General features: G+C 67.7%; 9 protein-coding genes. 7 read left to right on the top strand and 2 right to left on the bottom strand.

Annotated features, from left to right (window positions below; translation table 11 throughout):
* Positions 1–86 precede the first annotated feature (86 nt).
* Both ACUTAF_RS04015 and ACUTAF_RS04010 read right to left on the bottom strand, forming a co-directional pair.
* On the bottom strand, positions 87–989 hold the full coding sequence (locus tag ACUTAF_RS04015) for a GIDE domain-containing protein (protein ID WP_445578761.1): 903 nt from the start codon (positions 987–989) through the stop codon (positions 87–89).
* A gap of 4 nt (positions 990–993) precedes the next feature.
* Entirely contained in the window at positions 994–1,566 is a 573-nt protein-coding gene (locus tag ACUTAF_RS04010; protein ID WP_122107615.1) for a LemA family protein, read from the bottom strand.
* Between the two features lie 187 nt (positions 1,567–1,753).
* Between ACUTAF_RS04010 and ACUTAF_RS04005 the strand changes: the two genes are divergently transcribed.
* From ACUTAF_RS04005 to ACUTAF_RS03975, 7 genes are all read left to right on the top strand, one after another.
* Complete coding sequence (locus ACUTAF_RS04005; protein ID WP_445578760.1) at positions 1,754–3,091, top strand: imelysin family protein; 1,338 nt, start codon at positions 1,754–1,756, stop codon at positions 3,089–3,091.
* 252 nt (positions 3,092–3,343) lie between these two features.
* Entirely contained in the window at positions 3,344–4,756 is a 1,413-nt protein-coding gene (locus tag ACUTAF_RS04000) for a di-heme oxidoreductase family protein (RefSeq protein WP_445578759.1), read from the top strand.
* Between the two features lie 10 nt (positions 4,757–4,766).
* Positions 4,767–5,828, top strand: a complete 1,062-nt coding sequence (locus ACUTAF_RS03995) for an imelysin family protein (protein WP_445578758.1) — start codon at positions 4,767–4,769, stop codon at positions 5,826–5,828.
* Between the two features lies 1 nt (position 5,829).
* A complete protein-coding gene (locus ACUTAF_RS03990; protein ID WP_445578757.1) occupies positions 5,830–6,933 on the top strand; it encodes a DUF1513 domain-containing protein in 1,104 nt (367 codons plus the stop codon).
* Between the two features lie 197 nt (positions 6,934–7,130).
* Positions 7,131–8,753: a methyl-accepting chemotaxis protein gene (locus ACUTAF_RS03985; protein ID WP_445578756.1), complete on the top strand. Its 1,623-nt coding sequence runs from the start codon at positions 7,131–7,133 to the stop codon at positions 8,751–8,753.
* A 140-nt stretch (positions 8,754–8,893) separates the two neighbouring features.
* Positions 8,894–10,027, top strand: coding sequence for an efflux RND transporter periplasmic adaptor subunit (locus ACUTAF_RS03980; RefSeq protein WP_445578755.1), 1,134 nt, complete (start codon positions 8,894–8,896; stop codon positions 10,025–10,027).
* Between the two features lie 101 nt (positions 10,028–10,128).
* Positions 10,129–13,188 (top strand): multidrug efflux RND transporter permease subunit, encoded by a 3,060-nt coding sequence (locus ACUTAF_RS03975; RefSeq protein ID WP_445578754.1) that lies wholly within the window; start codon positions 10,129–10,131, stop codon positions 13,186–13,188.
* The last annotated feature ends 84 nt before the right edge of the window (positions 13,189–13,272 follow it).

Below are 13,272 nucleotides of genomic sequence, written 5' to 3'. Positions count from 1 at the left end.
CGGCGCGCCCCAGTGCTGTAGCCCGGACGCAATCCGGGGGCCGCGTTCCCCGGATTGCATCCGGGCCCCAGGCCACCCTGCACGCTTCAGAAATGCCGCACGCCCAGCAGCCAGGCGGTGGCCAAAGCGCCCACCAGGCACAGCGCAGCGCCAGCCGCCGCCTGCCAGTAGAAGCCGCGGGCCAGCTCGTCCTCGCCGGCATTGGACAGGATGAAGGGACGCGCCTCGCCCGGCCTGGCCATCTTGTGCCGCGCAGGCTCGGCGCTGCTGCGTCGATGGCGATTCTCCGCCTCCAGCTGCGCGGCCAGGCGCACGCGGCCCCACTCGCGCTCGTCCAGCTCGCCGTTGCCGTCGCTGTCGAAGCGCCGCAGCAGCCCGGCGTAGTCGCCCTTCCACTCGCGGATCACCTGACCCTGCGCGCTGTGCAGGTCGAGCCCCTGCTGGCCGCCGCCGGAGGTGCGGAAATCGCCGATGGCATACAGCGGCTGGCCGACGTGAAAACGTTCCTCGCAGTAGCGGTAGCGCTTGCCGCTGCTGAGAAAGCCCAGCAGGCCGGTCTTGGCCGGCCCCAGCGGATGGCGCAGGTTGCCCTGCCAGACCTCGCGCACCAGCGGCCGCACCTCGGCGCCGCGCGGGTCGATCAGGCATTCGCCGGTGCCGTCGACCAGACGCAGCCAGGCATCGCTGCTACCGCTTTCGATCACCCGCCAGCTGCGCTTCTTGCCGCTGGACTGGTGCTCCTCGATGCGAAAGCGCCACCACAGGCAGGGCTTGCCGGTCAGCGGGCCGCGCACGGTCGCCTCGGGCAGCTCCTCCAGCACGCCGTAGAGTTCGACATAGCCCTGCGCCGCCGAGCGGATCTTCGAAGTCGGCGTGTCCAGCAGATGGCGCGCCTGCGACCAGCGTCGCAGGCACCACCAGCCACCGCCCAGGCAGGCACCCAGGCTGAACCCCAGGGCGATCAGCAGGCCGCCGATATCGCCTTCCATCGTCTCAGCTGAACAGCGACTTGAGGTCGACGTCGGCCTTCTCGGCGTCGCTGAATACCAGCAGTTCGGCGGCCTGGAAAGCGAACAGGCGAGCCAGGATCACGTCAGGAAACTGCTCGATGCGCACGTTGTTGAGGTTGACCGCCTCGTTGTACAGCTCGCGGCGGTCGGCGATGCCGTTCTCCAATCCGCTGATGCGCTGCTGCAGATGCTGGAAGCTGTCGTTGGCCTTGAGCTCCGGGTAGTTCTCGGCCAGAGCGAAGAGCTGACCGAGTCCGGCGCGCAGGCCGCTTTCCGCCTTGCCCAGGGCGCCGACGTCGTGCTGCTCGCGGGCGCTGGCCACGGCGCTGCGTGCGGCGATCACCCGCTCCAGGGTGGCGCCTTCGTACTGCATGTACTGCTTGCAGGTCTCCACCAGCTTGGGCAGCTCGTCGTGACGCTGCTTGAGCAACACGTCGATGTTCGACCAGGCCTTGCTCACCCCGTGCTTGAGACGCACCAGGCCGTTGTACAGCGACACCGCGTAGGCGCCCAGGAGGACGAGGACGACGATCAGGATCACGGCGGTCAGGCTCATGCAGTTTTCTCCATGCAGAACTGCGAATCGGTGCCGCATTCTAACGGCAGCCGTGCGCCGCCGGCAGCGATATCCCGCACAGGACGCATAATGGCCTTTACACATAATGCGAAACATTTGCATTATGTTGCGGTTTTACAGGTACGCCTGCGTACCATCCACATCCGCACACGCAAAGGACCACGTCATGATTCGTATGCCCCTGGCTTCCGCCAGCCTGCTGGCCATCGCCATTTCCCTCGCCGGTTGCGGCGACGACCAAGCGCCCGCCACCCAAGCGGCGGCCCCGGCAGCCAGCACCGAGAGCACCGCTCCGGCAGCTGCCGCCAAGGTCGACGAGGCGGCGGCCAAGGCCGTGGTTGGCCACTATGCGGATCTGGCCCTGGCTGTGTTCAGCGACGCCGCCAGCACCGGCAAGGCCCTGCAGGGCGCCATCGATGCCCTGCTCGCCAACCCCGGCGAAGACACCCTGAAGGCTGCCAAGCAGGCCTGGTTGGCCGCGCGCGTGCCCTACATGCAGACCGAGGTGTTCCGCTTCGGCAACGCCGTGGTCGACGACTGGGAAGGCCAGCTCAACGCCTGGCCGCTGGACGAAGGCCTGATCGACTACGTCGCCACCGACTACCAGCACGCCCTGGGCAACCCCGGCGCGCAGGCCAACATCGTCGCCCATACCGAGATCCAAATCGGCGAGGACAAGGTCGACGTGACCGAGATCAACGGCGAACTGCTGGCCAGCCTGAACGAGCTGGGCGGCTCCGAAGCCAACGTCGCCACCGGCTACCACGCCATCGAGTTCCTGCTCTGGGGCCAGGACCTCAACGGCACTGAGCCGGGCGCCGGCGAGCGTCCCTACACCGACTACCTGGTCGGCGAAGGCGCCACCGGTGGCAACAGCGAGCGCCGTCGCGCCTACCTGAAGGCTGCCACCGAGCTGCTGGTCAGCGATCTGGACAGCATGGTCGAGCAGTGGAAAGACGGCGTCGAAGGCAACTATCGCAGCCAGCTGCTGGCCGACTCGGCCGAGAACGGCCTGCGCAAGATGCTGTTCGGCATGGGCAGCCTGTCGCTCGGCGAGCTGGCCGGCGAACGCATGAAGGTCGCCCTGGAGGCCAACTCCACCGAGGACGAGCACGACTGCTTCAGCGACAACACCCACAACTCGCATTTCTACAATGGCAAGGGCATCCGCAACGTCTACCTGGGCGAGTACCAGAAGGTCGACGGCAGCACCCTGAGCGGCCCGAGCCTGGCAGAGCTGGTCGCCAAGGTCGACGCCCAGGCCGACGCCACCCTCAAGGCCGACCTGCAGGCCAGCGAGGCCGCGCTGCAGAAGCTGGTGGACAGCGCCGAGAAGAACGACGTGCACTTCGATCAGCTGATCGCCGCCGACAACGCCGAAGGCCAGCAGCTGGTACGCGACGCCATCGCCGCCCTGGTCAAGCAGACCGGCGCCATCGAACAGGCCGCCGGCAAGCTGGGCATCGCCGACCTCAACCCGGATACCGCCGATCACCAGTTCTGATCGCACCGGTAGCCGCACAGACCGGCGCTTCCGCAAGGGACGCCGGTTTTTTGTGGGCGTTTGGACACAAGCGACAGGCCATAGCCCGGATGCAATCCGAGGCAGTCCGGCACCCGACTCCCGGATTGCATCCGCGCTACAAGACAGCCTTGCGCGACCTTTTGTCCCGCCAAAGAAACGCTAATCCATCTTATTTAAGTTCCGTTAGGCTGCTAAGCTTGGCGCCCTCGTCTTTTAGCTCCGGACTCTTCGATGTCGCCGTTCCCGCGCCGTTTGCTGCCCCTGCTGGCTCTCGCCCTGGCGGCCTGTGATCAGCAACCGCGCTTCACCGCCGCCGAGCCCAGCGAAGCGCTCTCGGCCGGTGCCGCCAGCGTGCGCCAGTACGACCACAACGCCTTCTCCATGCCCGCGGCCAACCTGGCGCCGAGCCGGCGCCTGGACTTCGCCGTGGGTAACAGCTTCTTCCGCAACCCCTGGGTCGTGGCCCCGGCCACCACCACTGCGCGCGACGGCCTCGGCCCGCTGTTCAACACCAACGCCTGCCAGAACTGCCACATCAAGGACGGCCGCGGCCACCCGCCGGCGCCCGATGCCAGCAGCGCCGCCTCGCTGCTGGTGCGCCTATCGCTGCCCCACGACCCGGCCCAGCCCGAGCTGATCGAGCGCCTGGGGGTGATTCCCGAGCCCACCTACGGCACCCAGCTGCAGGACATGGCCAACCCCGGCGTAGCGCCCGAAGGCAAGGTGCGCCTGAGCTACCGCAGCGTGCCGGTGCGCTTCGCCGACGGCAGCGTGGTGGAGCTGCGCCAGCCCGAACTGGCGATCAGCCAGCTCGGTCATGGCCCGCTGCACCCGGACACCCGTTTCTCGGTGCGGGTGGCGCCGCCGATGATCGGCCTGGGCCTGCTCGAGGCCATCGCCGAAGCGGATATCCTCGCCAATGCCGACCCCGAGGATGCCGATGGTGACGGCATCTCCGGTCGCGCCAACAGGGTCTGGGATCGCGAGCGACAACACAGCGTGCTCGGACGCTTCGGCTGGAAAGCCGGCCAACCCAACCTCAACCAGCAGAACGCCGACGCCTTCGCCAATGACATGGGCCTGACCAGCTCGCTAATTGACCGCGACAACTGCACCGCCGCGCAGGCCGACTGCCTCGCCGCGCCCCACGGCGGCGCGCCGGAGGTCAGCGACAGCATCCTCGCCAGCGTGCTGTTCTACAGCCGCAACCTCGGCGTGCCGGCGCGTCGTGACGTCGACTCGCCCGCCGTGCTCGCAGGCAAGAACCTGTTCCACCAGGCCGGCTGCCAGCGTTGCCACACGCCCAGCTTCACCACCGCTGCCGAGGCCGCCGAACCGGAACTGGCAGGCCAGTTGATCCGTCCCTATAGCGACCTGCTGCTGCACGACATGGGCGAGGGCCTGGCCGACGGCCGCGAGGAATTTCTCGCCAGCGGCCGCGAATGGCGCACCGCGCCGCTGTGGGGTATCGGCCTGACGCAGAGGGTCAACGGCCACACCCAGTTCCTCCACGACGGTCGCGCGCGCGACCTGCTGGAAGCCATCCTCTGGCACGGTGGCGAAGCCGAGGCGGCCAAACAGCAGGTGCTGCAGTTCAACGTCGAGGAGCGCGCCGCGCTGCTCGCCTTTCTCAATTCCCTATAAGGAGCCCGACATGTTGCACAAGAGCCTGATCGCCTCTCTGCTCGGCCTGGTCCTGGTCGGCTGCGGCCAGCAGGAACCAGCGGCCAAGGTCGCCGCGGCGCTGGCCGACGGCGTGCTGCTGCCGGCCTACAACAGCTGGCACGAGGCCGACCGCCAACTCGCCGCCAGCGCCGCCGCCTTCTGCGCCGGCGAAGCCGACCTGCCCGCCGCGCGCCAGGCCTTCCTCGGCGCGCAGAGCGCCTGGGCCGGGCTGCAGCCGCTGCTGGTCGGGCCGCTGGCCGAAGGCAATCGCGCCTGGCAGATCCAGTTCTGGCCGGACAAGAAGAACCTGGTGCAGCGCCAGGTCGAGGCTCTGCTGAAGAACAAGCCGCAGCTGAGCCAGGCCGACGTGGAAAGCGCCAGCGTGGTGGTGCAGGGCCTGAGCGCCTACGAGTACCTGCTGTTCGACCCCCGCCTGGATCTGGCCCAGGCCGAGCAGAAAACCCGCTACTGCCCGCTGCTGCAGGCCATAGGCAATCACCAGCAGGCTCTGGCCGGCGAGATCCTCGGCGAGTGGCAGGCCGAACAGGGCATGGCCGCCCAGCTGAAGAGCTTCCCCAACGAGCGCTATGCCGACGCCAACGAGGCCATCGCCGAACTGCTGCGCGTGCAGGTCAGTGCCCTCGACGGCCTGAAGAAGAAGCTCGGCGCGCCCATGGGCCGGCAGAGCAAGGGCATTCCCCAGCCCTACCAGGCCGAGGCCTGGCGCAGCGCCGCCAGCCTGGCCAACCTCGGCGCCGCCCTGGCCACGGCCGAGCAACTGTGGCACGGCAGCAACCAGGACGGCCTGCAGGCGCTGCTCGGCAAGGATCAGGCCGAACTGGCGGGCCGCATCGACGCCGCCTACCAGGACACCCGCCAGCGCGTGGCGGCGCTGGAGCGGCCGCTGGGCGAACTGCTCGCCGACCAAGCCGGGCGCACCAGCCTCAACGAGCTGTACGACAGCCTGAATCGCCTGCACCGCCTGCAGGAAGGCGAGCTGGCCAAGGCCCTCGGCGTGCAGATCGGCTTCAACGCCCACGACGGGGACTGACATGCAACGCAGAACCCTGCTCGGCCTGGGCGCGCTGCTCGGCGCAGGCGCCGCAACCGGCGCCTTCGCCGGCTGGACCCTGTTCGGCCCGAACGGCCAGCCGCTGCTGCTGTCCGCCCGCGACGACGGTGACGGCCGCCACTACGCGGTCGGCTTCAGGCTCGACGGCACGCGCGCCTTCGCCACGCAGGTAGCCGAGCGCTGCCACGACGTGGTGCCGCACCCCAGACTGCCGCTGGCGCTGTTCGTCGGCCGCCGCCCGAGCACCGCGAGCTACCTGATCGACACCCGCGACGGCCGCCTGCTGCAGACCCTGGCCACGCCGGCCGGCCGTCACTTCAACGGCCACGCGGTATTCCACCAGGGCGGCGACTGGCTGTACGCCACCGAGAACGACACCCGCGAGCCCGGTCGCGGCGTGCTCGGTGTCTACCGCCTGCAGGGCGAGCGCCTGGCGCGCGCCGACGAGCATTCCACCCACGGCGTCGGCCCGCACCAGCTTTTGTGGATGCCCGACGGCGAAACCCTGGTGGTGGCCAACGGCGGCATCCGTACCGAGGCCGAGAGCCGGGTGGAGATGAACCTCGACGCCATGGATGCCAGCCTGGTGCTGATGCGCCGCAACGGCAGCCTGCTCAGCCGCGAGCGCCTGGCCGAGCGGCAGAACAGCGTGCGCCACCTGGCCGTGGCCGATGACGGCACGGTGGTCAGCGGCCAGCAATATATGGGCGACAGCCAGGATGCGGCACCGCTACTGGCGATCAAGCGTCCCGGCCAGGCCTTCCAGCCCTTCCCCCTGGGCGAGGCGCAGCGCCTGGCGATGCACCAGTACACCGCCAGCCTGGCGATCCACAGCGAGCTGCGTCTGCTGGCGCTGACCGCCCCGCGCGGCAACCGCTTCTTCATCTGGGACCTGGACAGCGCCGAAGTACGCCTGGACGTGCCGCTGGCCGACTGCGCCGGGGTCGGCGCGCTGGCGGAGGGCTTCGTGGTCAGCTCCGGCCAGGGCCGCTGCCGCCTGTACGACTGCCGCGGCGAGCGCATCAATGCCAAGGCGCTGGAGCTGCCGGCCGGGCTGTGGGACAACCACCTGCGCCTGGCCTGACGTAGAATACGCCGCGCGCACCGCAACGATCCGCCGAACGCTCGGCAGGTGCGCACGGCGCGCCCGCGCTCACTGACATATTTATGTCATCAAACTGTTATCAAATGCCGCTAAGGGCCGGGCCTCCGCATGACCGGCCAACGGAAAGGGATATCCGGCCAACACCTGTCCATTCCAATTTCCGAGGCGTGACGTCCATGCTGCAAAAATCCCTGCGCGCGCAGATCCTCGCTCTACTCGGCGGCAGCCTGGCGCTGATCCTGATCACCGCGCTGGCCTGCTTCACTTTCCTCTCCGGCGGCCTGCAGTCCTATCGCGGCCTGCTCGACGGCCCGCTGGAGGCCTCGCGGCTGATCGACGCCGCCAACGTCGAGTTCAAGATCCAGGTGCAGGAATGGAAGAACGTGCTGTTGCGCGGTCGGGACAGCGCCAACCTCGAGCGCTACTGGGGCCAGTTCGAGGCGCAGGAGCGCAAGGTGCAGGAGACCCTCGGCCGGCTGAGCCAGATCGCCGGCAGCGATCCGGCGCTGCGCGCCCAGGTCGAGCGCCTGCGCAGCGAGCACCAGAGCCTGGGCGCCAACTACCGCAAGGGCCGCGACGCCTTCGTCGCCGCCGGCGCCGATGCCCAGGCCGGCGATGCCGCGGTCAAGGGCATCGACCGCGCGGCCAGCGAACAGATGAGCGCGCTGGTCGGGCAACTGCGCGCGCAGAGCCTCGCGCAGGCCGAGCGGATCAACGCCGATGCCGAGCGCACCATCCTCGCCGGCACCCTGCTGATGCTCGCCGCCACGCTGGTGATCGGCCTACTCGGCCTGTGGCTGGTCAACCGCAACCTGATCAATCCCATCCGCCATCTGATCGGCCACGTCGACCAGCTCAGCCATGGCCAGTTCGCGCAACGGGTCGACAGCAGCCGTCAGGACGAACTGGGCCTGCTGGCGCGCGCCGCCAATACCCTGCGCGATTTCCTCGCCGACACCAGCGAGCGTCTGCACCGCAGCAGCAGCGATCTGGACGGCGCCAGCGGCGAGCTCAATGCCATCGCCTCGCGCATGAGCGAGGGCGTCAACGAGCAGTTCCAGCGCACCGATCAGGTCGCCACCGCCATGCACGAGATGTCCGCCACCGCCCAGGAAGTGGCGCGGCATGCCGCCGAGGCGGCGCAAGCGGCCAATGATGCCGACGATTCGGCGCGCCAGGGCGGCCAGGTGATGCAATCGACCATCGCCACCATCACCGACATGCGCGGCGAGATCGCCAACACCGCCGAGGTGATCCGCCGCCTGGAGGCCGACAGCGGACGCATCGGCAAGGTCCTGGAAGTGATCCGCGGCATCGCCGAGCAGACCAATCTGCTGGCGCTCAACGCCGCCATCGAGGCGGCGCGCGCCGGCGAACAGGGCCGCGGCTTCGCCGTGGTGGCCGACGAGGTGCGCACCCTGGCGCAGCGCACCGCCGAATCCACCGCCGAGATCAACCAGATCATCGACACCGTGCAGACCGGCGCGCTGAATGCCGTGCGCGCCATCGAGAGCGGTCAGCAGCGCAGCGAGCAGGGCGTGACCCAGGTCACCGAGGCCGGCGCCATGCTGCAGCGCATCACCGCCGCGGTGGAGGCGATCCGCGACATGAACCGGCAGATCGCCACCGCCGCCGAGGAGCAGACCTCGGTAGCCGAGGACATCTCGCGCAACCTCACCGAGCTGACCGCCATCGCCAGTGCCAACCAGGACAACGTCGAACGCACCCAGGCCGCCAGCGACAACCTGCATGGCCTGTCCGGGCAGCTCGGCGAGGTGACCCGCCGCCTGGGTTCATAGCACCCGCAACAGCTGGCACAGGGAAGTGCCAGCACCCTGCAATCACCGCTCGAACAGGGTTTTGACAGCGTCCGACTCTGGCACTAAGGTGCCTGTCTTGCCTATTCCCAGGCCCTACCTGTCTGCCAAGGAAACGGAATATGTTGCTCCGTCGCATGCTCATCATGCTCGGCGTGGTACTCGTCGTGGTGCTCGCCCTTGCCGCCTACAAAGGCCTCTCCATCTACCAGCAGATCCAGATGTTCTCGGCGCCGCAGCCGGCCATCAGCGTCTCCGCCGCACAGGCCGAGCAGCAGCCCTGGCAGGGTCGCCTGCCGGCCATCGGCACGCTCAAGGCCTTCCAGGGCGTCGACCTGTCCGCCGAGGTGGAAGGCATCGTCAGCGCAGTGCTGTTCGAGTCCGGGCAGAAGGTCACGCTCGGCCAGCCGCTGATCCAGCTCGACAGCGAAGTGGAACGCGCCAACCTGGCCACCGCCGAGGCGGTGCGCAGCCTGGCGCGGGTCGAATTCGAGCGCGGCCGCAGCCTGGTGAACCGGCAGAACATCTCCAAGAGCGAGTTCGACCGCCTCAACGCCGAGCTGCTCAAGGCCGAGGCCACGGTCGCCCAGCTCAAGGCGCAACTGGACAAGAAGCGCGTGCTCGCACCCTTCGCCGGCACCATCGGCATCCGCCAGGTGGACACCGGCGACTACCTCTCGCCCGGCGCCGCCATCGCCACCCTGCAGGACCTGTCGCGCCTGCACGTCGACTTCTTCCTGCCCGAACAGCGCGCGCCGCTGCTGCAGGTCGGCCAGCGCGTGCTAGTCGGCGTGGCCGCCTACCCGGGCGAGACCTTCGAGGGCCGGATCGCCGCGCTCAACCCCAAGGTGGAGAACGAGACCCGTAACCTGCAGGTGCGCGCCACCCTGAGCAACCCGGACGAGAAGCTGCTGCCGGGCATGTTCGCCAACCTCGAGGTGTTGCTGCCGGATGACGAGCCAAAGATTCTGGTGCCGGAAACCGCCATCACCTACACCCTCTACGGCAACTCGGTGTACGTGGTGCAGGAAAAGCAGGACGAGGACGGCCAACCGGCCAAGGATGCCGAGGGCAAGACGCAGCTGACGGTCGAGCGGCGCTTCGTCGAGACCGGCGAACGCCGTGCCGGCCGAGTGGTAATAGTCAAAGGGCTGCAAGCCGGCGAACAGGTGGTCACCTCCGGCCAGCTCAAGCTGGACAACGGCGCCCATGTCGAGCTGGTCGAAGATCCGGCGCTGCAACTAGACGCGAACTGACCCGTCAACGCGCGTAGGAGCCAGCCCGCTGGCGATCTGCCCCAAGCCAGATCTCGCCGGCATGCCAGCTCCTACGGATGACAACAGCCAAGGAAATCCTTATGGCTTTTACCGATCCTTTTATCCGCCGTCCGGTGCTGGCCACAGTGGTCAGCCTGCTGATCGTCCTGCTCGGCTTCCAGGCCTTCGGCAAGCTGAGCATCCGTCAGTACCCGCAGATGGAGAACGCCCTGATCACGGTGACCACCGCCTACCCCGGGGCCAACGCCGAGACCATCCAGGGCTATATCACCCAGCCGCTGCAGCAGAGCCTGGCCAGCGCCGAAGGCATCGACTACATGACCTCGTCGAGCCAGCAGAACCTGTCGACCATCTCCATCTACGCGCGCATCGGCGCCGACACCGACCGCCTGTTCACCGAGCTGCTGGCCAAGGCCAACGAGGTGAAGAACCAGCTGCCGCAGGACGCCGAAGACCCGGTGCTGTCCAAGGAGGCAGCCGACGCCTCGGCGCTGATGTACGTCAGCTTCTACAGCGACGAGCTGTCCAACCCGCAGATCACCGACTACCTCTCCAGGGTGATCCAGCCCAAGCTGGCCACCCTGCCCGGCATGGCCGAGGCGCAGATCCTCGGCAACCAGGTGTTCGCCATGCGCCTGTGGCTGGACCCGGTGAAGATGGCCGCCTACGGCGTCACCGCCGGCGACCTCAATGAGGCGGTGCGCAAGTACAACTTCCTCTCCGCCGCCGGCGAGGTGAAGGGCCAGTACGTGGTCACCAGCATCAACGCCAGCACCGACCTGAAGTCGGCCGAGGCCTTCGGCGCGATTCCGGTGAAGACCCTCGGCGATACCCGCGTGCTGGTGCGCGACATCGCCCGGGTGGAGATGGGCGCGGAGAACTACGACTCGATCAGTTCCTTCGACGGCATCCCCTCGGTGTACATCGCCATCAAGGGCACGCCGAGCGCCAACCCGCTGGACGTGATCAAGGAAGTGCGCGGCATCCTCCCCGAGCTGGAAGCCCAGCTGCCGCCGAACCTCAAGGTGGCCATCGCCTATGACGCCACCCTGTTCATCCAGGCCTCCATCGACGAGGTGGTCAAGACCCTGATCGAGGCGGTGCTGATCGTCATCGTCGTGGTGTTCCTGTTCCTCGGCGCGCTGCGTTCGGTGCTGATCCCGGTGATCACCATCCCGCTGTCGATGATCGGCGTGCTGTTCTTCATGCAGCTGATGGGCTACTCGATCAACCTGCTGACCCTCCTGGCCATGGTGCTGGCGATCGGCCTGGTGGTGGACGACGCCATCGTCGTGGTGGAGAACATCCACCGCCATATCGAGGAGGGCAGGACACCGTTCGACGCCGCCATCGAGGGCGCGCGCGAGATCGCCGTGCCGGTGGTGTCGATGACCATCACCCTGGCCGCGGTGTACGCCCCCATCGGTTTCCTCGAAGGCCTGACCGGCGCGCTGTTCAAGGAGTTCGCCCTGACCCTGGCCGGCGCGGTGATCATCTCCGGCATAGTCGCCCTGACCCTGTCGCCGATGATGTGCGCCAAGCTGCTGCGTCACGACGAGAATCCCTCGGGTCTGGCCCATCGCCTGGACCTGATCTTCGACCGGCTCAAGCAGCGTTACCAGAAGATGCTGCACGGCACCCTCAACACCCGCCCGGTGGTGGTGGTGTTCGGCCTGATCGTCATGGCGCTGATCCCGGTGCTGCTCAGCTTCACCGAGAGCGAGCTGGCGCCCGAGGAGGACCAGGGCGTGGTGTTCCTCTTCGCCAACGCGCCGCAGCCGACCAACCTCGACTACGTCAATGCCTACACCGACCAGTTCGTCGGGATCTTCAAGACCTTCCCCGAGTACTACTCGTCGTTCCAGATCAACGGCTTCGACGGCGTGCAGTCGGGCATCGGCGGCTTCCTGCTGACGCCGTGGAACGAACGCGAACGCACGCAGATGGAGATCCTTCCCGAGGTGCAGGCGCGGCTCAACCATATTCCCGGCCTGCAGATCTTCGGCTTCAACCTGCCGTCGCTGCCCGGCACCGGCGAGGGCCTGCCGTTCCAGTTCGTGGTCAACACGCCGAACGACTACGAGTCGCTGCTGCAGGTAGCCGAACGGATCAAGGCGCGCGCGCTGGAATCGGGCAAGTTCGCCTTCCTCAACATTGACCTGGCCTTCGACAAGCCGGAAATCGTGGTCGACATCGACCGCGAGAAGGCCGCGCAGATGGGTGTGTCCATGGAGGATCTCGGCGTCACCCTGGCCAGCCTGCTCGGCGAGGGCGAGATCAACCGTTTCACCATCGACGGGCGCAGCTACAAGGTGATCGCCCAGGTCGAACGTGCCTACCGCGACAACCCGGGCTGGCTGGACAACTACCACGTGCGCAGCGAGGCCGGCGTCATGGTGCCGCTGGGCACCCTGATCAGCCTCAGCGACCGCGCCCGGCCGACCAAGCTCAAGCAGTTCCAGCAGCTCAACTCGGCGATCATCGAAGGCGTGCCGATCGTCAGCCAGGGCGAGGCGATCGACACCATCACCGCTATCGCCCGTGAGGAAGCGCCGCGCGGCTACAGCTTCGACCATGCCGGTGCCTCGCGGCAGTACATCCAGGAAGGCAGCGCGCTGTTCGTCACCTTCGCCCTGGCCCTGGCGATCATCTTCCTGGTGCTGGCCGCGCAGTTCGAGAGCTTCCGCGACCCGTTGGTGATCCTGGTCACCGTGCCGCTGTCGATTTGCGGCGCGCTGGTGCCGATCTTCCTCGGTTTCTCGACCATGAACATCTACACCCAGGTCGGCCTGGTGACGCTGATCGGCCTGATCAGCAAGCACGGCATCCTCATCGTCGAGTTCGCCAACCAGCTGCGCCACGACAAGGGCCTGCAGCTGCGCGAGGCCATCGAGGAAGCGGCGGCGATTCGCCTGCGCCCGGTGCTGATGACCACCGCGGCGATGGTGTTCGGCATGGTGCCGCTGATCCTCGCCAGCGGCGCCGGCGCGGTGAGCCGCTTCGACATCGGCCTGGTGATCGCCACCGGGATGAGCGTCGGCACGCTGTTCACCCTGTTCGTCCTGCCCTGCGTCTACAGCCTGCTGGCCAAGCCGGATGCCGAGCCGCAGGAACAGGCACAGGCTTCGCCCGCCCATTGAGCAGTGCCTGTCCGTAGGGTGTCGCGGGGCCGCGACACCCTACAGCCGGCGTACGACAGAAAGGCGTAATTAGTCCTTGCTATT

The organism is Pseudomonas sp. SP16.1 (assembly GCF_052682975.1).
Note: the sequence above shows the minus strand (reverse complement) of the source record. Positions and strands in the feature narration are given on the sequence as shown.

Coding starts and splice junctions, on each gene's coding strand:
- ACUTAF_RS03975 (WP_445578754.1), top strand. CDS start 10,129: ATGGCTTTTACCGATCCTTTTATCCGCCGTCCGGTGCTGGCCACAGTG.
- ACUTAF_RS04010 (WP_122107615.1), bottom strand. CDS start 1,566: ATGAGCCTGACCGCCGTGATCCTGATCGTCGTCCTCGTCCTCCTGGGC.
- ACUTAF_RS03980 (WP_445578755.1), top strand. CDS start 8,894: ATGTTGCTCCGTCGCATGCTCATCATGCTCGGCGTGGTACTCGTCGTG.
- ACUTAF_RS04015 (WP_445578761.1), bottom strand. CDS start 989: ATGGAAGGCGATATCGGCGGCCTGCTGATCGCCCTGGGGTTCAGCCTG.
- ACUTAF_RS04005 (WP_445578760.1), top strand. CDS start 1,754: ATGATTCGTATGCCCCTGGCTTCCGCCAGCCTGCTGGCCATCGCCATT.
- ACUTAF_RS03990 (WP_445578757.1), top strand. CDS start 5,830: ATGCAACGCAGAACCCTGCTCGGCCTGGGCGCGCTGCTCGGCGCAGGC.
- ACUTAF_RS03985 (WP_445578756.1), top strand. CDS start 7,131: ATGCTGCAAAAATCCCTGCGCGCGCAGATCCTCGCTCTACTCGGCGGC.
- ACUTAF_RS04000 (WP_445578759.1), top strand. CDS start 3,344: ATGTCGCCGTTCCCGCGCCGTTTGCTGCCCCTGCTGGCTCTCGCCCTG.
- ACUTAF_RS03995 (WP_445578758.1), top strand. CDS start 4,767: ATGTTGCACAAGAGCCTGATCGCCTCTCTGCTCGGCCTGGTCCTGGTC.